Origin of the sequence: Cupriavidus oxalaticus, from assembly GCF_004768545.1 — a bacterium.
In the GTDB taxonomy this organism is placed as follows: Bacteria; Pseudomonadota; Gammaproteobacteria; order Burkholderiales; family Burkholderiaceae; genus Cupriavidus; species Cupriavidus oxalaticus_A.
The window spans coordinates 1,614,262-1,633,083 of sequence record NZ_CP038635.1 but is presented as its reverse complement, the minus strand read 5'-3'; the positions used below and the strand labels follow the sequence as shown (position 1 = coordinate 1,633,083).

Below are 18,822 nucleotides of genomic sequence, written 5' to 3'. Positions count from 1 at the left end.
AAGCCGGCGGGCCATGGCCGGCCTAGTGTTCGAGCGGCTTGTGCGCCGTTTCGCGGGCAACCAGCAGCGCAACCAGCGTCACGCCCAGTGCCGCGCAGACGTAGAGCGACACCGCGCCGGTCGTGCCGTACGCCTTGTACAGGCTGGTGATGATGAGCGGAGCGAAGCCGCCGCCGAGGATGCCTGCCAGGGTGTAGGCCAGGGACGAGCCTGCATAGCGCACCCGCGTCGGAAACTGCTCGGTCACGAACGCTGCCTGCGGGCCGTACATGACGGCGTGGATCTGCAGCCCCAGCACCACCGCCACGCAGATCTGCCACGGCTGGCTGCTGTCCATCAGCACGAAGAACACGAACGCCCATACGATCCCCAGCAGCGCCCCGACGATGTAGACCGGCCGGCGGCCGAGCTTGTCGGACAGCGCACCGAACAGCGGCACCGTCAGCGCATTGCCGGCCGCGCCCAGCATGGTCGCGGTCAGTGCCAGCGGTCGCGACAGGTGCAGCACGCTGGTGACATAGGTCAGCGTAAACACCACGACCAGCGCATAGAGCACGTCCGAGCCGATCCGCACGCCGCCGGCCACCAGCAGGCGCCGCCAGTGCGAGACGAACACTTCCTTCAGCGGGGTCTTGGCCTGCGCATTGTGCGCAGCCATTTCCTTGAACGCCGGCGTTTCCTCGACGCCGCGCCGCAGCCACAAGCCGAACACCACCAGCGCCACGCTGGAAACGAACGGAATGCGCCAGCCCCACGCCAGGAAGTCCTCCGGGCTCAGGAACAGCGACACCAGCGCAATGAAGCCGGTGCCCAGCAGCGTGCCGGCCGACGGACCTACCTGCGTAAAGGACGCGTTGCGCCCACGCTGGTCCTGCCTGCCGTGCTCCATCGCCAGCAGCACCGCGCCGGCCCACTCGCCACCGATGGCGGCGCCCTGCACAAAGCGCAGTGCCACCAGCAGCAGCGGGCTCCAGATGCCCCACGATGCATAGGTCGGCAACAGGCCCATCACGCCGGTGGCGATGCCCATCAGGATCAGCGTGGTCACCAGCACAAAGCGGCGGCCGAGCTTGTCGCCAAGATGGCCGAACACCATGCCGCCGAGCGGCCGGGACACATAGCCGACGGCATACGTGGAAAACGCCAGGATCGTGCCCGTGAGCGGATCGAAGGACGGAAAGAAGATGACGTTGAAGACCAGCGCCGCCATCAGGTTGTAGACGGTAAAGTCGTACCACTCCAGCGTGGTCCCGATCGAGCTGGCCGCGGCCAGGCGGCGCATCCTTGCGCTGGCGTTGGCGTTGGCGTTTGCGTTTGCATTTGCCTCGTGCGCGCCGGCTGCGGAGCCGACGTCGGCTGCCGTAGAGATCATTTCGCTCATGACGTCAGTTCCTTTGCGTAGAGTTTCCACTTGAGGATGTAGCGCGTTGCGCCTGCGGCATCGGCGTGCAGGCCCTGCGCCGCGATGCTCAGCGCAAGCTCGCTTGCCTGTTCATCGCTGCTCTCCACGACGAACAGGGGAAGCAGCTCGCGGCCTTCCAGGCTCTCGTTGGGCAAGGGTTGACTGAGTTCGTCGTCGGGGACCAGAAGATAGGAGCGGACATACCCCGCGCGCAGCGAGAGTTCATCTCCAACCTCGCCGGCCCGTTCGATGAGGGACACGGCATCGTCTGCACGCGGCAGTGGAAGGACCGCGATCCAGCTGCCGCTGCCCTGCCCCACCGAGGCGTTGACCGCGCACACGCGGCGCATCGGCCTGCGCATGCGCCCGAGATTGGTGACCGACCACGGGGTCTGGTGCCGGAAGGCTTGCCTGTAGGCGGCCGAGGTGAACGCGGCCAGCGATTCGGTGCGATAGAGGCCAAGGTACTTCGGGCCGCCGTGCACCGCCTGGTAACGCGCGGCCGAGATAAAGCCCGGCACGCGCGCACGCTCCTCTACGTGTTCGCGGTCGTACCACAGGTTGAAATCGGCTTCATCCGCCGCGTCCACATCGGACGCGACGAACAACAAGCCATGTTGGGGAATGGCCGCAGGATTGCTCATCTGACTCTATCTCCTCTGATGGGGTGATCGCCGTGTTCGGCGGATGAGTCGATGATCGTTGCAGCAGCGAGTCAGGACAAACGGGAAATTGTTGGTCCCTCCGATCAGTTTTTCTTGTGGATGCGGCCGGGAAACCGCACCAGGCTGGCGCAATGGCCGCTCTAGGCACCCGAATATGGTGCGGGCAGCGACTCGACGAACCGGTCCGATTCGCGGCAGGCCAGTTCGGCAACGAAACGGATGGCCTCGGAAACGCCGTGGTCGTGATAGCTGACCACGACGCGCTGCGGTGGCAGCGGGACATCGCAGGCAAGCAGGCGCAGTTCGCCACGCTCCACCTGCTCGCGCACCGGCGCCAGCGGCATCAGGGCATTGCCGAAACCGCCCCTGACCAGCCTGACAATGGCAGCGATCGAGCTGACGCAATGCACCTTGCCCACCGGCAGTCCGGCCTTGCGATACAGCTCCTTGAGCGCAACATGGGGTTGCGAGCCCCGGCTCATGGTGATGGTCGGATGCTGCAGCAGCCCGGCCAGCACGCCCTCACCCGGCTGCGGCTCGCCCGGCGGGCCAACCCAGCCCATCGCCATCGGCAGGCAGGGCATGCTGGCAATGCCTTCGCCGACAGCGGTGTCGGTCTGCAGCGCGATATCGATGGCGCCGGCGCGCAGGCTCTTGTGCAGCCCTTCCGTCGTCTCGGAGGTGATCTGCACCTCGATGCCGGGATAGGTCGAACTCAGGTGCCGCAGGAAGTCGACCAGCCAGGTATGCACCACGGTTTCGATGGCGCCGATGCGCACCAGCCCGAGCAGTTGCTGGTCGGAGCGGCCCAGCACCATGATCTCGCGCTGCAGTTCGAGCATCCGCTCGCCATAGCTGAGCAGGCGCAGGCCAACCGGCGTCAGCCGCAGGTCGCGGGCCTCGCGTTCAAAGACGCGGGCTCCAATTTCCTGCTCGAGCGAGGCGATGCGGTTCGACATGGCAGCCTGCGTGATGTGCAGGTGGTCGGCAGCGGCGCGGAAGCTGCCAAGCCGCGCGACCCACATGAAGGCCTCGATGAAACGTGTATTCAAGGGCACCTCTGCGCCAGGCGGCCTGAAACCACACCAGTCATGGTGTTGTCCCCTCTTATTTATGTGTCGATTTTCCGGGGATTGTACCTGCGTGCCCGGCGCGTCCGTTCGAACGACTGCGGTGCCCTACGGCTCAGCCTGCGTTGGCGCCGGCACGGAATCCCTGAGCCATTGCCAGAAAATTGGCCGTTTTCGCAGGCGTCGACTCGATCCGGGAAGCCAGTGCCAGCCGGATCGAGACCGGGCTGCCAACGATGTCCTTATAGACAACGCCCTCGACCTGTATCTGGCAAACCGAGGCAGGAACGATGGAAACGCCGAACTCCGCTGCCACGAGATTGACGACCGAAGAGAGCTGCGGCGCTTGCTGCCCGGCGATGAGATCAAATCCGGCCTGCTTGCAAGCGCCCACAATGACGTCATGCAAGGTCGGACTCGCTTCGCGGGGCAGCAGGACAAACTGGTCTTCCGCCAGTGCGTCGAGGGATATCCGGCGCCGCCTGGCAAGTGGATGGGTTGCAGGGAGCACGACCTTCATCGGTTCCACCGCAATGTGCTGCAGTTGAACCCCGGCCGGCGACTGCCCGCTCAATCGGACAAAGGCCACATCGACCCGGCCATCGTTGAGAAAGGCGAGGAGCTGGGATGTATTGCCTTCCGCCAGGGTGAGGACAACGTTGGGGTAATCCTGCCGAAACGCGCGGATCAGCCTGGAGACCACCGGGTTGAACGCGGCGGAGCCGGTAAATCCGATATTGAGTCGCCCGATCTCGCCCCGTCCGGCGCTTTGCGCTTTTTCTACGGCTGTGCGCGTGTCATGGAGGATGCGCCTGGCATCCGTTGCGAACGCCTCGCCCGCTTCCGTCAGTACCACGCCATGCCCGGTCCGGCGAAACAGCTTGACGCCCAACTCCTCCTCCAGCGCGTGAATCTGCTGGCTGAGGGGCGGCTGTCCAATGCCGAGCCTTTCCGCCGCCCGCGTGACGTTGCGCTCGTCGGCGACGGCGAGGAAGTACCGAATATGCCGCAGCTCCATGCGATATCTGCCGTTTTATATATCAGAAAGATGCGATAGATATTGGACAGTATATCAGCGGAAGGCCAAAATACGCGCGTATCACCCCTTGCCGGGTACTTCACGGTGTCGAAGACCGTGTTGTTCGCGGCAAAGGCGGCGAATCACCCCACGACAAGAATCAGCGCCCCATGGAAAAGCAACTATCCACCAGGCCCGAATACCGGAATATCGGTATCTCGCAGATCGCGAAATACCGGTTGCCCTGGGCCGGCAAGGTATCCATCCTGCATCGCGTGAGCGGTGCCTTGATGTTCCTCCTCCTTCCCTTCGTCCTGTACCTGTTCGAGCAGAGCATTACCTCCGAACTGAGCTTCGCAAAGTTCTCGGCCCTGTTGTCCGGCGGCTTTGTCAAGCTGGTTGTGCTGGCCCTGATCTGGGGTTATCTGCATCATTTCTGCGCCGGTATCCGCTTTCTGCTGCTGGATGTGCACGTTGGTGTTTCCAAGCCCGCCTCGGCCAAGGCTGCCATCAGCGTGCTGGTTGTCAGCCTGCTGCTTACCCTGATTTTCGGCCTGAAGCTGTTCGGCCTGTTCTGAGGAGAATCACGGTGGCAAACAACAATATCGGTCCCAAGCGCCTGGTCGTCGGCGCCCATTACGGCCTGAAAGACTGGCTCGCGCAACGCGTCACGGCCGTGATCATGGTGGTGTTCACCGTGGTGCTGGCCATTGCCTTCCTGCTGTCGAACGGCGCTTCGTACGAAGCGTGGGCAGGGCTCTTCGCCAACCAGTGGATGAAGATCATCACGTTCCTGACCATCCTGTCGCTGCTGTATCACGCCTGGATCGGCGTGCGCGACATCTGGATGGACTATGTCAAGCCGATGGCGGTGCGCCTGGTGCTGCAAGTTCTTACGATTCTGTGGCTCGTCGGTTGCGCGGGCTACGCTGCTCAGATTCTCTGGAGGGTGTAATAAATGGTCGCAGTCAAGACTGGATTGCCGCGTCGCCGCTTTGACGTGGTCATCGTCGGTGCTGGCGGCGCCGGGATGCGCGCATCCCTCCAGCTCGCGGAAGCCGGCCTGAACGTGGCCGTGCTGTCCAAGGTGTTCCCGACCCGCTCGCACACCGTGGCGGCGCAGGGCGGCATCGGTGCTTCGCTGGGCAACATGAGCGAAGACAACTGGCACTATCACTTCTACGACACCATCAAGGGCTCGGACTGGCTGGGCGACCAGGACGCGATCGAGTTCATGTGCCGGGAAGCGCCGAAGGTCGTGTACGAACTCGAGCACTTCGGCATGCCGTTCGACCGCAATCCGGACGGCACGATTTACCAGCGCCCGTTCGGCGGCCATACCGCCAACTACGGCGAGAAGCCGGTGCAGCGCGCCTGCGCCGCGGCGGACCGTACCGGCCACGCGCTGCTGCATACGCTGTACCAGCGCAACGTGCGCGCCAAGACCCACTTCTTCGTCGAGTGGATGGCGCTGGACCTGATCCGCGACCAGGACGGCGACGTGCTGGGCGTGACCGCGCTGGAAATGGAAACCGGCGAGGTCTACATCCTCGAGGCCAAGACCACGCTGTTCGCGACCGGCGGTGCCGGCCGTATCTACGCTGCGTCGACCAACGCCTTCATCAACACCGGTGACGGCCTGGGCATGGCCGCACGCGCGGGCGTGCCGCTGGAAGACATGGAGTTCTGGCAGTTCCACCCGACCGGCGTGGCCGGCGCGGGCGTGCTGATCACCGAAGGCGTGCGCGGCGAAGGCGGGATCCTGCGCAACAAGGACGGCGAGCGTTTCATGGAACGCTATGCGCCGACGCTGAAGGACCTGGCGCCGCGCGACTTCGTCTCGCGCTCGATGGACCAGGAAATCAAGGAAGGCCGCGGCTGCGGCCCGAACGGCGACTACGTGCTGCTCGACCTGACCCACGTCGGCGCCGAGACCATCATGAAGCGCCTGCCGTCGATCCGCGAAATCGGCATGAAGTTCGCCAACGTCGACGCGATCAAGGAACCGATCCCGGTGGTCCCGACCATCCACTACCAGATGGGCGGCATCCCGACGAACTACCACGGCCAGGTCGTGGTGCCGAAGAATGGCAGCCCGAACGAAGTGCTGAATGGTTTCTACGCGATCGGCGAATGCTCGTGCGTGTCGGTGCACGGCGCCAACCGCCTGGGCACCAACTCGCTGCTCGACCTGGTGGTGTTCGGCCGTGCCGCCGGCAACCACATCATCGCGCAGAACCTGAAGCAGAAGGAACACAAGCCGCTGCCGGCCGACGCCGCTGACCTCGCGATGTCGCGCCTGGCCAAGCTGCAGGCCACGTCGTCGGGTGAATACACGCAGGACGTCGCCAACGACATCCGCAAGAACATGCAGTCGCATGCCGGCGTGTTCCGCACCCAGAAGCTGATGGACGAAGGTGTCGACCGCATCCTGGAAGTGGCCGAGCGCGCCGACAACATCCACCTGAAGGACAAGTCCAAGGTCTTCAACACCGCGCTGGTGGAAGCCCTGGAAGTGGCCAACCTGGTGGAAGTGGCCAAGGCCACCATGATCTCGGCGGCCGCCCGCAAGGAATCGCGCGGTGCGCACGCGCACAGCGACTTCCCCAACCGCGACGACCAGAACTGGCTCAAGCACACGCTGTTCTACAGCGAAGGCAACCGCCTCGACTACAAGCCGGTGAAGATGGAACCGCTGACGGTGGAAAGCGTGCCGCCGAAGGCCCGTACCTTCTGAGCACCGCATCGTAGAGACAACAGGACCCACAGAAATGAAGCGTATTTTCGAAGTCTACCGCTACGATCCGGACAAGGACGCCGCACCGCGCATGCAGACCTACGAGGTCGAACTCGACGGTCACGAGCGCATGCTGCTGGACGCGCTGGTCAAGCTCAAGAAGCTGGACGAGACCATCTCGTTCCGCCGTTCGTGCCGCGAAGGCGTGTGCGGCTCGGACGCGATGAACATCAACGGCAAGAACGGCCTGGCGTGCCTGACCAACATGCGCGAGCTGCCGGACCGCATCGTGCTGCGTCCGCTGCCCGGCCTGCCGGTGGTGCGCGACCTGATCGTCGACATGACGCAGTTCTTCAAGCAGTACAACTCGATCAAGCCGTTCCTGATCAACGACGAGCCGCCGCCCGAGAAAGAGCGCCTGCAGTCGCCGGAAGAGCGCGACGAGCTGGATGGCCTGTACGAGTGCATCCTGTGCGCGAGCTGCTCGACCTCGTGCCCGTCGTTCTGGTGGAACCCGGACAAGTTCGTCGGCCCCGCCGGCCTGCTGCAGGCTTACCGCTTTATCGCGGACAGCCGCGACCAGGCCACCAGCGAGCGCCTGGACAACCTGAACGACCCGTACCGCCTGTTCCGCTGCCACAGCATCATGAACTGCGTCGACGTGTGCCCGAAGGGTCTGAACCCGACCAAGGCCATCGGCAAGATCAAGGAACTGATGGTTCGCCGCGCGGTTTGACGCGTCGCGACGCCGGTCAGTGCGGTTGGTTCGCCTTGCCCTGAGGTGACTTTCCGCGCGACCGGCGGCTTTTACACCCTCCGCTCCTGGAGCGGCCCGGCGTGGAAAAGCCGAACTACGCCCAACGGGCTATCTGTCAACGCCACGCCTGGGTGAACTCGCTGATCACCCTCTCCAGGTGGTTGCGCATTGCCGCCCGCGCCGCCATCGCGTCGCGGGCCATCACCGCCGCGAAGATCCGCTGATGGTCTTCCTGCGATGCCTCCCGTAGCCCGGTGGTATGGAAGTGTTCCTCGATCTTGCTCCACAGCGGATCGCTGCGCCCGCTATCCCACAGTGCGGCGACCATATGCAGCAGGACCCGGTTGCCGGTCGATTCGGCAAGGCACAGGTGGAACTGGCGGTCCGCCGCCTCGTTGGCCTGCTTGTCGTCCATGTGCTCGCGCATCAGGCTCAGGGCCGAGAACATGCGGTCAAGATCGCTGTCCTTGCGCTCGCTGGCCGCCAGGCCGGCGACTTCCGCCTCGATCAGGGCCCGGGCGCGCAGCGATTCGATAGGCCCCGGCCGCCACGGCATCTCAAACGGCTCGGGACCGGGCGCGGGCGCTCCTGCGCAGACGTAGATTCCGGAGCCGCCGCGCACTTCGACCAGCCCCTGGACCTCCAGCGCGATGATTGCCTCGCGCACCAGGGTACGGCTGACGCTGAACCGCTCGGCCAGGGTGCGTTCGGACGGCAGCCGCATGCCGGCGGAGAACTCTCCGGATGCGATCAGTGCCTGCACCTGGCCGGCCAGGCTCAGGTACGACCGGTCGCTGGCCGCTGGCGGGTTCTCGACTGACGGACGGGTTGCAGGATCGCTGGTGGAATGTCGCATTGCAGGTAAGGCGGCGGCTGCCCAATGTCATCACCGGTTGACCAATCGCCACAAAAACGCGGCATGGCCGGGCAGTGCCTGATGCATCCCATGGTAAACCATGACGGCAAAATTGGGCAACCTGTTCATAATTGGTGAACCAAATAAACCAATCCGGTACACCAATGCTGCGTGGCCTCCGGGCCATGCCGCGCGCCGGTTCGCACTACAGGTCGGGGTTTTTCCGCCCTGTTCTGCCGCAACAGAGTCGCCCCAAGGATGCCCCCCATGAAGATGTCGTTCCGCTGGTTTGGCCCGTCCGACCCGATTCCTCTCGAATACATCCGGCAGATCCCGGGCATGACCCACATCGTCTCGGCCATCTACGACGAACCCGTCGGCGAGGTATGGCCACTGGACAAGATCCTGGCGCTCAAGTCCACCATCGAGGCGGCGGGGCTGCAGTTCAAGGTCGTGGAATCGGTTCCGGTCCATGAGGACATCAAGCTTGGCAAGCCGACGCGCGAGCGGCTGATCGCGAACTACCAGCAGAACATCAGGAACCTGGCCGCCGCGGGCATCGAAGTCATCTGCTACAACTTCATGCCGGTATTCGACTGGACCCGTACGGAACTGGCGAAAAAGCTCGATGACGGCTCGACCTGCCTCGCCTTCAGCACGCGGGAGGTCGAACTGGTTGACGTCAGCCAGGGCATCGCCCTGCCCGGCTGGGATTCCAGCTACGAGCCAGGTGAGCTGCAGTCGCTGCTGGCTGAATACCGCGGCATCGACGAAGCCAGGCTCTGGGAGCATCTGGAGCATTTCCTGCACGCGATCATTCCCGTGGCGCAGGAGTGCGGGATCAAGATGGCCATTCATCCGGACGATCCGCCGCGCCCCATTTTCGGGCTGCCGCGCATCGTCAAGGACCGCGACGACCTGGCACGCATCCTCGGGATCGTCGACACGCCGGCAAACGGCCTGACGCTGTGCTCGGGCTCGCTTGGCGCCCGCCCGCAGAACAACGTCGAGGCGCTGGTGCGCGAGTTCGGCGGCATGGGCCGCATCCACTTCGCCCATATCCGCAACGTCAAGATCACGCCGGAAGGCGACTTCGAGGAAACCGCCCACCTGTCGAGCTGCGGCTCGCTGGATATCGCCGCGATCGTCAAGGCGTACCACGACGTCGGCTTCCAGGGCTATTTCCGCCCCGACCACGGCCGCATGATCTGGGGCGAGACGGGCAAGCCGGGATACGGCCTCTATGACCGGGCACTCGGCGCGGTCTATATCAACGGGATGTGGGAAGCGATGGAAAAGACGGCCTGAAGCGCCGTGGGGCTGCGGCCCTGTCAAAACATAATCGGAGACCTGTCATGACAATCACCAAGAAATCGCCCGTGAATTCGCGCCGTTCCGCGTTGATCCTGGGCGTCGCTGCGCTCGGCCTTGGCGCGCTGGCGACAACGGCCGCCTGGGCACAGACCACCTGGCCGACCAAGCCGGTGACACTGCTGGTCGGCTTCCCGCCCGGCGGCCAGACCGACTTCGCGGGACGTGCGCTGCTTAACGGCCTGCAGAGTTCGCTCGGCCAGCCGTTTGTCATCGACAACAAGGCCGGTGTGAATGGCAATATCGCCTCCATTGAGGTCATGCGCGCGGCGCCGGACGGGAATAAGCTGCTGGTAGGCAACGGCTCGATGACGATCATGCCGCACGTCTACACCAAGCTCGGCATCGTCGACCCGCAGAAGCTGACGCCGATCGGCGTGATGCTGCAGTCGCCGCTGGTCCTGGTCGTGCCCGCCAGTTCGCCCATCAGGACGTACGCGCAGTTTGTCGAGGAGGTAAAGGCGCGGGACAAGTCCGGCAAGACCATCGACTATGGCTCGGGCGGCACCGGCGCATTGCCGCATGTCACGATGGAGCTGCTGCGCGAGCGCATGGGCGGCCCCAAAATGAACCACGTGCCTTACAAGGGCAGCAGCCCGGCGATGGTCGACCTGATGGCCGGGCGCCTGGATGCGATGTTCGATGCAACCTCGGTCGTCGCGCCCTTCATCAAGTCGGGCCAGCTGCGGCCGCTGATGGTCACCGGACCCAAGCGCGTGGCCATGATCCCGGATGTACCGACGGCCACCGAGAGCGGCATCAAGGACTTCACCATCATCTCGTTCATCGGCCTGTACGGGCCGCCGGGCCTGAGCCCCGACATCGTCAAGAAGGCCAACGGCGCGTTGAATACGGCGCTGAAGGACCCTGCCGTCGTCAAGAGCATCGTCGACCGCGGCGACGAGCCCGGCGGCGGCACGCCCGAGCAGCTCGCAACGCTGACCCGCACCCACTACAAGATGTGGGGCGAGGTGGTGAAGGCCAACAACATCACGGCTGATTGAGGCCGTGCAGGCCGGCGCATGCCGGCCTGCCGCCAGCGCCGCGTCGCCCGACTGCGTTCCACCCTCCACGCAAAAAAAAGACACCGCGCTAACGGTGCCTTCAATGGGAAATTCAATGAATGAAGATTGCGAATTGTCTCAAGTATTTTGACTCGGGAAAATTGAAAGTTTTTTACATCAGTTTTTTGGGTGGCACTAGACGAGGGATTCGCAATTTCCCGCTCGCGCGGGTTCATTAGCCGGAAACATTGGCCGGACACGTTCCACCGGACGACTACCACCCGCTTCGGCAGGCAGCCTCCTCGTCTCGCAGCGCTCCGGCAGGCGCTCCGCCCTGGCCGGCGCTCCATCGTCGACGGCATCGAGCTCGGCGCAGTGCTTGAAGTCGCTCTCCGCCAGCCGCATGCCCAGAAACTTTCCGAACGCATCGAGTTGAACCTGCGACGTCATCCCGGCGCTACCGCCGATTGCCGGGCAGATGATCCACGTCGTCCCGTCCTTGGTGAAGAGGCGCAGGCGCCTGACCTGGTCTGCCGGCTGGAGTGCATGCTCCTCGCTGGCGAGCCCGCCTAGCGAGAAGGCTTCGATGTATTCGTCGGCATGGCGATGGCTCAGGCAAATGACGACCTTCGGGCGCCAGCGGGCGCGTGTCTTTGCGAGAAACCGGAAACGTTCGCCATGCCGGCACAGATCCAGGTAGCGCGACTGCGGGATCAGTTCAGGCTGGCCCCGGAACGCCTTGGACCACGTCGTTCGTCCGTCGACATGGGCAGGCAGCGGAAACAGGCTGAGCCGGAACTCTGCACCCCTCGGCGAGTAGAGATGGCGCCGGTAGTATTGCTCCCAGTCGTTGTCCCCGAGCCGGACGCGCAGCGCCTCGGCCCGCGCGGCCGCCATGATGCGCGCCATGCACTGATGGCCGAACCACTTGCCCATGTCTTCCCGGTACTGGTGGCGGAACACGGCGTCCCAGGCCGGCGGTGCCATACGCGGCTGTAGCGGTGCGACGAGTGGCTCGGAGCAGGCTGGGCTTCTGTCGCATATCCAGACCGGAGCCTTCGGATTTCCGCCTTCCATCCCAACGTAGGAGGCAAAATAACGATCCAGGTCCGGACGCGCGAACACCTTTGAATGCTGCATACTATCCCTTGCTGCTTGGTGGGACCCCCGACAGACAATGCCGCGGCATGCCGCGGCCTCTGTGGCGCGCGTGCTGCCGTGGTCTTTCGCAAATCGTTATTGGCAGGTACGGTGCGAGGAATTCAGTGTGCCGCCGCATGCGACATCCTCGCGCCGACCGGGTCTTTTCAAATGCCCGGATCTGCTTGTTTTAATGATGGTTCGGGCTGGAACCCGCCTCCGATGCCCACCTGACACAAAATCCGGTCAGGCGGCGCGCCGAACGCAGTCGCGGGTTCGAGGAAATACGGTGAGCCCACGTCATCCTGTAACACAGGATTATTCCCATCCTTGTTTGAACTTCTGCCATGGAGGAAAAACGCCTTCCCTGGCATCGCACGCTTGGCGATGATTTACGCCGAAGATAAAAATGATATTTATCTGAACGCGCGCCCGGCGACTTTAGCAAAACTGAATAGAGCTATATAGATTTTTTCGATTGAATTAATTCTAACCCAGCCTCACCCATTTAGGAATTTCAATCTTCTAAGGTCTGACATAAGTGATTTGCTGCGATGCAATATCTCTGGGATTGCGTTTTCTATCCCCTCACCCGAGGGGATAGAAAACCGCGACCTGCTTCACAAACTCAGAACCCGGAGAAACGAATGCCGATCGAGCCGTAGCCGTAGTAGCGATCCAGCTTGCCCGCGGTCGTCGCGTTATAGAGGAACGGGATGGTGCCGACGAAGTTGTACAGCGACGCCTGGCCGCGCAGGAACACTTCCACGTTCTTCACCACCGCATACGAGAGCTCCAGGCCCAGCGTGTGGTTGGAGCGGATTGGCGAATTACCGTAGCTTTGCGTGCGGCTGTCGACATTGCTGCGCAGCAGGTATTGGAACTGGTATCCGAGCCGCGCCGCGAAGCGCTCGTATTTCCAGCGCCATGACCCGCCCAGGTTCAGATAGCCGGCTGTGTAGTTGAAATCATCGTTGAAGTTCAGCCCGAACTGGCTGGCGTCGACCGAGAACGACGCCGACTGCAGGGTAACGTTGCCCACGTTGCATGGCGCGGCCAGTTGGCCATTGGCGAGATTGTCGGAGCCGATAGCGACATTGAAGTTGCAGTTGCCTCGCTGCAGGCGGGTATTGATGCTGCCGATCGACACGCGGCTGATGCCGAGGCCGATGAAGCCGGTGAGCTGGTTGCGCTCGGTCAGCTCGCCGGAGAAGATGACGTCGGCCTGCGCCTGGACGTCATTGGCGTTATTCACGGTGAGGCTGTTGAACGTCGTATTGCGGACCATCACCGGCGACGAGCGGTTCAGGCTGCCGGAGTGGTCTCCCCATAGCGAGAAACGCAGCATGATGCGATCGCGAGCACCGGCCTCGGCGAGCGGGTCGTAGTGCATCGCCAGCATCCAGGTATCGATCTGGTTGTGGTCTTGCCCATAATCGATGCCACGGCGCCAGTAGGTGGCCGACCCCGACCAGTGCGGCGAGAACTTGTAGCCCAGCATCAGCTTGCCGCCGCGATAATCGCCGGCGTTGTCCGACACCGGTCCCTGCCGCCCGCGCAGGTTGAAGACATCGACAGTGCGATCGACCATGTCGTAGCTGGCCTCCACCCGCACCGAGGTGAACTCCCCGGTGGCGGGCTCGGCCTGCATGAACACATCGTCGGGCGCGGCACTGGCCGTGCCCACGCACGACAGGCCCAGCATCAGGGCGCAGGCGTGGTCCAGCCGGCGCTTGCGAATCAGCTGCATAGAAGACTCCGAGGCCACTGGGCGAGCCTCATGCGTCGCGCGCTCCTGCGAGATGCCCGACACAGACACAAAAAAGCCCGGTCACCCGCGGCGCGGCCTTGAGACACGCGTTCGGATGACCGGGCGGCCTGGCCTTCCCCATCCGGGCGGAAGGCACCGCTACGCGCCGGTCACGGGTTCAGCGTCACCGTGGTCTTGAGGCCGTCACCGACCACCATCTCGGCGTCGGTCTTCACCAATGCCGTCTTGGCGAATTCCACGTCGCCGTTGACCAGCATGCCCACCTTCACATCCCTGCCCTGGGCACCGGTGGTTGTGGCAAACGCCACGGGGAACGTGCTGGTGGCAGTTGGCGTGAGAGCGTCAACCTGCGCCTGGCTCAGCGCGCCGGCAGACCTGAGCTTGCCGAGGAACACCGTGAACGGCAGGTTCAGCGAGCCGCCGTTTGCGGTGGAGAACAGGCTGTCGGCGGCGCTGTTGGTCAGGCTTGCCGCGGCAGACACGTTGCCACTGATCCGGAACGAATAAGCAGTATTGGCAGGCACCACCGCATCCACCAGTTGCGACCCGTTGAACGTCAGCGTCACGTTCTCGATGATGACATCGACCTGGTTGCCGCCGTAGGTATAGCTCAGGCCAGCGCGCAGTTGCGACGGGCCGCCGTTGAAGGCGTTGCCATTCTGCGTCACCGCAACCTGGATCGCGCCCAGCGTGCCGCCCGTGGCCGAGATCGTGTCGGTGATCGGGTAATTGACGCCGTTGATCGTCAGGTTTGACAGCAGCAGGTAGTTCTTCAGCCCGACCGCGTTTGCCACGTTGTTGATCGCGCCGGCATCCACCGTGCTGCCGAGTTCAGCAGTGACCTGCTGGATCTCGGCGGTGTTGCCGGTCGACACCGCTTCGCCGAGTTCAGCCAGCCTGGTCGTGATCGATGCATCGCTCAGCCCGTCGGTCGTCACCGCCTGGACCAGCGCCGTGGTCGTCGTCGACTGCGCGCTTTCGGTCACGATGTTGAGCGATCCGCTTTCCGTCAGCGCCGACAACGTCGCGGTCGGGCTGCTACCCAGATCGACGGCCTCCAGCGCCGTGCTCACGCTTGCCACCTGGGTTGTGATTACCGGCGCGGCCAGTGCGGCCACATTGGCGGCCACGACACCGATGTCCGAGCGCAGTTCGGCAGGCAGGCCGGCCTGGGCGTTCTGTACAGCGCTGGACACCACATTCGTGACCAGCGCAACGCTGGTCAGGTCTGCCGTGCCCGGAGTGCTGGCCACGGCGTTGGCGACTGCCTTGGAGGCGGCCGCGGCCGTATCCGCGGAAGTCAGCGTGCCACCCGTGCCCAGGCCGGTCAGCGTCTTGGCGACATGGTCGACAAGTTGCTGCACAACGACCGCCGCCCGCAGCGCCGCCGCGTCCTGCATCGGGTCGAGCGTGTTCAGATCCTTGCCTGCCAGGCCTAGGCCGGCCGCCAGGGGGGCCGCCTGACCCGAGCCGACCTGGACCGCCAACGTGGTCAGCGGCGAGACCACCTGGATTACGCCCTCCTTGCTATCCAGCGCCGGTGCCTGCAGTACACCGGTGAACGGCTGGTTGGTACCGATATCGGTGCCGCCGGTCACTCTCAGCGCACTCTTCGCGCAACCCGCCGGGAAGGTAAAGTCCCCGCTTCCATTCGTGACCGCGGTCTTGTTGTCGCAGTCAAGGAAGGTGACAGTCGAGCCGGACAGGTAGAAGTCCACCGCCTTGCCGCTCACGGTGGCGGGCTGCGAAGGCGGCGGCGAATCGTCGCCGCCGCCGCCGCAAGCCACGAGCGTTGCCGCGGCGCTGGCCATGATGCCAAGGATGAAGATGTTCCGGGTTTTGGTTTGCACGCTGCTCTCCTGAGATCGATACTTCGCTACAACGAAACATGGTGGGGACTACTGCGACGGAGTACTGCCGCGCACGGTCTCCGGCGCCCTACGCTGCCGCTGATGCCACGCACGAGACTGGCGAGCGGGTGCAGTGGCAGCGATCTTGCAGATCGCGGCAGCCCGCAGATAAACGCATCCACCAATCCGTGTCACCCCTACATGGCGGGGGAAAGCCAATCATTTGCTGCACAGACCGCGCCACCAGGCGAACGGTATCGGCGACCCGCGCGCGCCATGGCTCATGACGCCCTCGCGATCGGCTTCTCTGTACCGGTCGAGAACCCGAGGAAATCGTCCGGCCGCAGCCAGCGCGTGATGTACTGCCCCATCGCGTCGAGCAGGACATCGGACATCATTCCCGCTGCGCCGGCCAGTGGCGGACAGATGATCCATGTGGTGCCGTCGCGCTCGAGCACACGCAAGGTCTTGGGCTGGTCGGCAGGCTGCAGGACGTGGTCGGTGGCGCGCGCCTGCGCGAGCACGAACGCCTGCACGAAGTCGTCGGCGTGCCGTTCGCCCAGGCATATCACCACCTTCGGCTTCCAGCGCCGGCGGATCCCGTCGATGAAGGCAAAGCGCCGGCCTTCGCGGCACAGGTCGAGGTAACGCTGCCTCGGCAACAGCTCCGGCTGGCCGCGAAACGCCTTCGACCACGGGGTCTGATTGATCAGGCGCGCCGGCAGCGGGAACAGGCTGAGCTTGAACTCGGCGCCGTGCGGCGCGTACAGATGATGATCGAAGTAGTGCTTCCAGTCCTGCTCGCCCATGGCCGTGTTGAAGACCTGTGCTCGCGCCGCCGACATGATGCGGGCAATCCTCTGGTGCGACTGCCAGCGCTCCATGTGATGACGATACTTGCAACGGTAGGCGGCATCCCATGCGCCGGGTTGGCGGCGAGGAACCAACGGGGCCAACAGCGACGCCCCGCTCGGATGCGGAGAGCTATCGCAGAACCATACCGCAGCGCCTGGGTTTCCACCTTCCATCCCTACGTACGAAGCGAAATACGCATCCAGCTGTTCCCGCGTGAATACCGTATGTGGCTCTGTTTTCTTTCTCATTTCCTTGCCGCGGTTGAGTGAAGGATGCCCGGCTGCCAAGCCGCATCGGCCTTTTCACGGGCATCACACAAACTCGGCGGTCCCGAACCTGCTCGCCAATGCTTTTTATTCTCACCCCCGGTGCGGGGGGTGTGCTGGCCTCTCGCTTCCCTCCTTGAGCGGGGTAACGCTGGAGTCAGCGTCACGGCATTTTCGCGCGCGGAAAATCGACGAAGCCCATCGCGAATAGCGGTCGAACGCTTCATCGGCCAAGGCCAGGCTTTCCCTTCTGATGAAGGGTACCGAGGCATTTCGCTGCATCGCACTATTCGCACCTGAAAACACGAAGCACGCCGGTGCCATCAGCGCGCCGGCAGCAAAAAGAGCGTTGCGGTTCCGTGGACGGCCCTCAAGGATGCGGCCGTGGCCGGTCGTCAGCTGACCGCCGCCACACCATGGAACCGGCTGCCGCAATGCAGCCCCGCACGACTCTGCTTTGTCCACACCTTGAGCATGCACAGCAACGATGCATGCCATGCAACGAGCCTGGACGCCACCGCGCGCGGACCGGAGGTTCGGAGGAGACAACAACGGCATGGGCACTCGATTGAACGCCCATTACTCAACGCTTCTGGGGGAAGCAATTGGGTATCTATCGCGATATGTTTGCCAGGCACCATGATCAGCTCGCGCTGATGGCCCGCCTGCTCGACGCCGGGGCCATCTGGCTTGCGGCAATCCTGGCCAGTGAAGTGCGGTTCTCGACCGCGCACGCGCCAATCCACCAGTTCATCCAGTATTTTGGTTGTGCGATCGCCTTTATCGTGCTGCCCGGGTTCGACGTCTACACATCCTGGCGCGGCCGCAGCCTGATCTCGCTCGCCGCGCGGCTGCTGTCTGCGTGGAGCCTGGTCTGGCTGGTCAGCTTGCTGCTGACCTACCTGCTCCATCAGGCCGACTCCCTGTCCCGCCTGTGGATGGTGTACTGGTACGCCTTCTCGCTGGGCGCCCTGGTGGGCCTGCGCGTAGTCACCCGCGCCGTGCTAAACCTGCTGCGCGTTGCCGGAGCCAACAACAAGCGCGTAATCATCGTCGGCTTCGGCCGGACCGGCCAGGAGATGTACCGCCGCGCGACCGCCCACCACACCACCGGATTCAAGGTCAGCGGCATCTATGCCGCAGAAGGCGAATCCACGCCGGAGGGGCGCCGGCGCATCACCGACAGCGCTCACATCGCCGATTTCGCCCGCGAGCACGGGATCCATGAGATCTGGATCACCCTCCCGATGAGCGAGCACCGCCTGATGCAGGAGATCGCCTTCTCGCTGCGCAATGACTTCATCGACATCAAGTGGATGCCGAGCGTGCTCGACTTCGACCTGCTCAACCACAACGTCGGCAACTTCCTGGGCATGCCCGCGGTGGAGATGAACAAGCCGCCCTCGCTCGGCGTGCGCGGCACCATCAAGGCCGTCTTCGACCGCACCTTTTCCGCGCTCGTGCTGGTCGCCCTGTCGCCGCTGTTCCTGCTGATCGCCATCCTGATCAAGCGCGATTCGCCGGGGCCGGTCTTCTTCAAGCAGGAACGCCTCGGCATGGATGGGCGCGTCATCCACGTCTACAAGTTCCGCAGCATGAAGGTGCATAGCGAGCATGGCGTCGTCACACAGGCCACCCGGGGCGACAGCCGCGTGACGCCGATCGGCGCCTTCCTGCGCCGTACCAGCCTGGACGAACTGCCGCAGTTCATCAATGTGCTGAAGGGCGAAATGAGCGTGGTCGGCCCGCGGCCGCACGCCATGGCACACAACAACATGTACAAGGAGCAGCTGGACTTTTACATGCTGCGCCACCGCGTCAAGCCCGGAATCACGGGCTGGGCGCAGATCAATGGCCATCGCGGCGAGACCGACACGCTTGACAAGATGGCCAAGCGGGTGGAGCACGACATCTTCTATATCCGGAACTGGTCGTTCTGGCTCGACCTGCGCATCATCTTCTGGACCGCGTTCCGGGGGTGGGTGGGAAGCAATGCTTACTGAGGCCGCCCCCTTCCATTACGCAGCAACACGCATCCCAAATACGCATCCCAATACGCA

The 18,822-nt window shown here is 63.8% G+C and carries 16 protein-coding genes; 7 read left to right on the top strand and 9 right to left on the bottom strand.

The features are described 5' to 3' along the window. Positions 1-22: 22 nt before the first annotated feature. The 4 genes from E0W60_RS18360 to E0W60_RS18345 form a co-directional block, all read right to left on the bottom strand. Positions 23-1,282, bottom strand: a complete 1,260-nt coding sequence (locus E0W60_RS18360; protein ID WP_135706266.1) for an MFS transporter — start codon at positions 1,280-1,282, stop codon at positions 23-25. 95 nt (positions 1,283-1,377) lie between these two features. Continuing rightward, complete coding sequence (locus tag E0W60_RS18355; RefSeq protein ID WP_135705167.1) at positions 1,378-2,046, bottom strand: DUF4286 family protein; 669 nt, start codon at positions 2,044-2,046, stop codon at positions 1,378-1,380. A gap of 161 nt (positions 2,047-2,207) precedes the next feature. Further along, entirely contained in the window at positions 2,208-3,119 is a 912-nt protein-coding gene (locus tag E0W60_RS18350) for a LysR family transcriptional regulator (protein WP_135705166.1), read from the bottom strand. A gap of 133 nt (positions 3,120-3,252) precedes the next feature. Beyond that, a complete protein-coding gene (locus tag E0W60_RS18345) occupies positions 3,253-4,155 on the bottom strand; it encodes a LysR family transcriptional regulator (protein ID WP_133098238.1) in 903 nt (300 codons plus the stop codon). 170 nt (positions 4,156-4,325) lie between these two features. On the opposite strand from E0W60_RS18345, the gene sdhC reads away from it, so the two are divergent. From sdhC to E0W60_RS18325, 4 genes are read left to right on the top strand one after another with little or no spacing between them, the layout of a single operon-like run. After that, positions 4,326-4,733: a succinate dehydrogenase, cytochrome b556 subunit gene (sdhC, locus tag E0W60_RS18340; RefSeq protein ID WP_135705165.1), complete on the top strand. Its 408-nt coding sequence runs from the start codon at positions 4,326-4,328 to the stop codon at positions 4,731-4,733. Between the two features lie 11 nt (positions 4,734-4,744). Then, positions 4,745-5,110 carry a succinate dehydrogenase, hydrophobic membrane anchor protein gene (gene sdhD, locus E0W60_RS18335; RefSeq protein ID WP_135705164.1) on the top strand — a complete coding sequence of 122 codons (366 nt, stop codon included), beginning with the start codon at positions 4,745-4,747 and terminating at the stop codon, positions 5,108-5,110. A 3-nt stretch (positions 5,111-5,113) separates the two neighbouring features. Further along, positions 5,114-6,892: a succinate dehydrogenase flavoprotein subunit gene (gene sdhA / locus E0W60_RS18330; protein ID WP_135705163.1), complete on the top strand. Its 1,779-nt coding sequence runs from the start codon at positions 5,114-5,116 to the stop codon at positions 6,890-6,892. Positions 6,893-6,926: 34 nt separating this feature from the next. Beyond that, a complete protein-coding gene (locus E0W60_RS18325; RefSeq protein WP_135705162.1) occupies positions 6,927-7,628 on the top strand; it encodes a succinate dehydrogenase iron-sulfur subunit in 702 nt (233 codons plus the stop codon). A gap of 136 nt (positions 7,629-7,764) precedes the next feature. On the opposite strand, the gene E0W60_RS18320 is transcribed toward E0W60_RS18325, so the two are convergent. Then, positions 7,765-8,505, bottom strand: coding sequence for a FadR/GntR family transcriptional regulator (locus E0W60_RS18320; protein ID WP_133098579.1), 741 nt, complete (start codon positions 8,503-8,505; stop codon positions 7,765-7,767). 267 nt (positions 8,506-8,772) lie between these two features. On the opposite strand from E0W60_RS18320, the gene uxuA reads away from it, so the two are divergent. Together uxuA and E0W60_RS18310 are read left to right on the top strand one after the other, a co-directional pair. Further along, positions 8,773-9,813, top strand: coding sequence for a mannonate dehydratase (gene uxuA / locus E0W60_RS18315; RefSeq protein WP_135705161.1), 1,041 nt, complete (start codon positions 8,773-8,775; stop codon positions 9,811-9,813). A gap of 47 nt (positions 9,814-9,860) precedes the next feature. Beyond that, positions 9,861-10,880 carry a Bug family tripartite tricarboxylate transporter substrate binding protein gene (locus E0W60_RS18310; RefSeq protein ID WP_135705160.1) on the top strand — a complete coding sequence of 340 codons (1,020 nt, stop codon included), beginning with the start codon at positions 9,861-9,863 and terminating at the stop codon, positions 10,878-10,880. A gap of 195 nt (positions 10,881-11,075) precedes the next feature. Here E0W60_RS18310 and E0W60_RS18305 read toward each other — a convergent pair whose 3' ends face one another. The 4 genes from E0W60_RS18305 to E0W60_RS18290 form a co-directional block, all read right to left on the bottom strand. Beyond that, on the bottom strand, positions 11,076-11,867 hold the full coding sequence (locus E0W60_RS18305) for a transcriptional regulator (protein ID WP_240745962.1): 792 nt from the start codon (positions 11,865-11,867) through the stop codon (positions 11,076-11,078). 781 nt (positions 11,868-12,648) lie between these two features. After that, a complete protein-coding gene (locus tag E0W60_RS18300; protein ID WP_135705158.1) occupies positions 12,649-13,770 on the bottom strand; it encodes a hypothetical protein in 1,122 nt (373 codons plus the stop codon). A gap of 170 nt (positions 13,771-13,940) precedes the next feature. Next, the gene (locus E0W60_RS18295; protein WP_135705157.1) at positions 13,941-15,641 is read right to left on the bottom strand and encodes a hypothetical protein; all 1,701 of its coding nucleotides are present in this window, start codon (positions 15,639-15,641) and stop codon (positions 13,941-13,943) included. 281 nt (positions 15,642-15,922) lie between these two features. Then, a complete protein-coding gene (locus tag E0W60_RS18290) occupies positions 15,923-16,744 on the bottom strand; it encodes a transcriptional regulator (protein ID WP_135706265.1) in 822 nt (273 codons plus the stop codon). Between the two features lie 641 nt (positions 16,745-17,385). Here E0W60_RS18290 and E0W60_RS18285 point away from each other — a divergent pair. Next, positions 17,386-18,765, top strand: a complete 1,380-nt coding sequence (locus E0W60_RS18285; RefSeq protein ID WP_135706264.1) for an undecaprenyl-phosphate glucose phosphotransferase — start codon at positions 17,386-17,388, stop codon at positions 18,763-18,765. Positions 18,766-18,822 lie beyond the last annotated feature (57 nt).

Excerpts from the sequence above, each read along its gene's own strand:
- E0W60_RS18360 (WP_135706266.1), bottom strand. The coding sequence starts at position 1,282 with ATGCGCCGCCTGGCCGCGGCCAGCTCGATCGGGACCACGCTGGAGTGG.
- E0W60_RS18355 (WP_135705167.1), bottom strand. The coding sequence starts at position 2,046 with ATGAGCAATCCTGCGGCCATTCCCCAACATGGCTTGTTGTTCGTCGCG.
- E0W60_RS18345 (WP_133098238.1), bottom strand. The coding sequence starts at position 4,155 with ATGGAGCTGCGGCATATTCGGTACTTCCTCGCCGTCGCCGACGAGCGC.
- sdhC (WP_135705165.1), top strand. The coding sequence starts at position 4,326 with ATGGAAAAGCAACTATCCACCAGGCCCGAATACCGGAATATCGGTATC.
- sdhA (WP_135705163.1), top strand. The coding sequence starts at position 5,114 with ATGGTCGCAGTCAAGACTGGATTGCCGCGTCGCCGCTTTGACGTGGTC.
- E0W60_RS18325 (WP_135705162.1), top strand. The coding sequence starts at position 6,927 with ATGAAGCGTATTTTCGAAGTCTACCGCTACGATCCGGACAAGGACGCC.
- E0W60_RS18320 (WP_133098579.1), bottom strand. The coding sequence starts at position 8,505 with ATGCGACATTCCACCAGCGATCCTGCAACCCGTCCGTCAGTCGAGAAC.
- uxuA (WP_135705161.1), top strand. The coding sequence starts at position 8,773 with ATGAAGATGTCGTTCCGCTGGTTTGGCCCGTCCGACCCGATTCCTCTC.
- E0W60_RS18310 (WP_135705160.1), top strand. The coding sequence starts at position 9,861 with ATGACAATCACCAAGAAATCGCCCGTGAATTCGCGCCGTTCCGCGTTG.
- E0W60_RS18305 (WP_240745962.1), bottom strand. The coding sequence starts at position 11,867 with ATGGCACCGCCGGCCTGGGACGCCGTGTTCCGCCACCAGTACCGGGAA.
- E0W60_RS18300 (WP_135705158.1), bottom strand. The coding sequence starts at position 13,770 with ATGCAGCTGATTCGCAAGCGCCGGCTGGACCACGCCTGCGCCCTGATG.
- E0W60_RS18290 (WP_135706265.1), bottom strand. The coding sequence starts at position 16,744 with ATGAGAAAGAAAACAGAGCCACATACGGTATTCACGCGGGAACAGCTG.
- E0W60_RS18285 (WP_135706264.1), top strand. The coding sequence starts at position 17,386 with ATGTTTGCCAGGCACCATGATCAGCTCGCGCTGATGGCCCGCCTGCTC.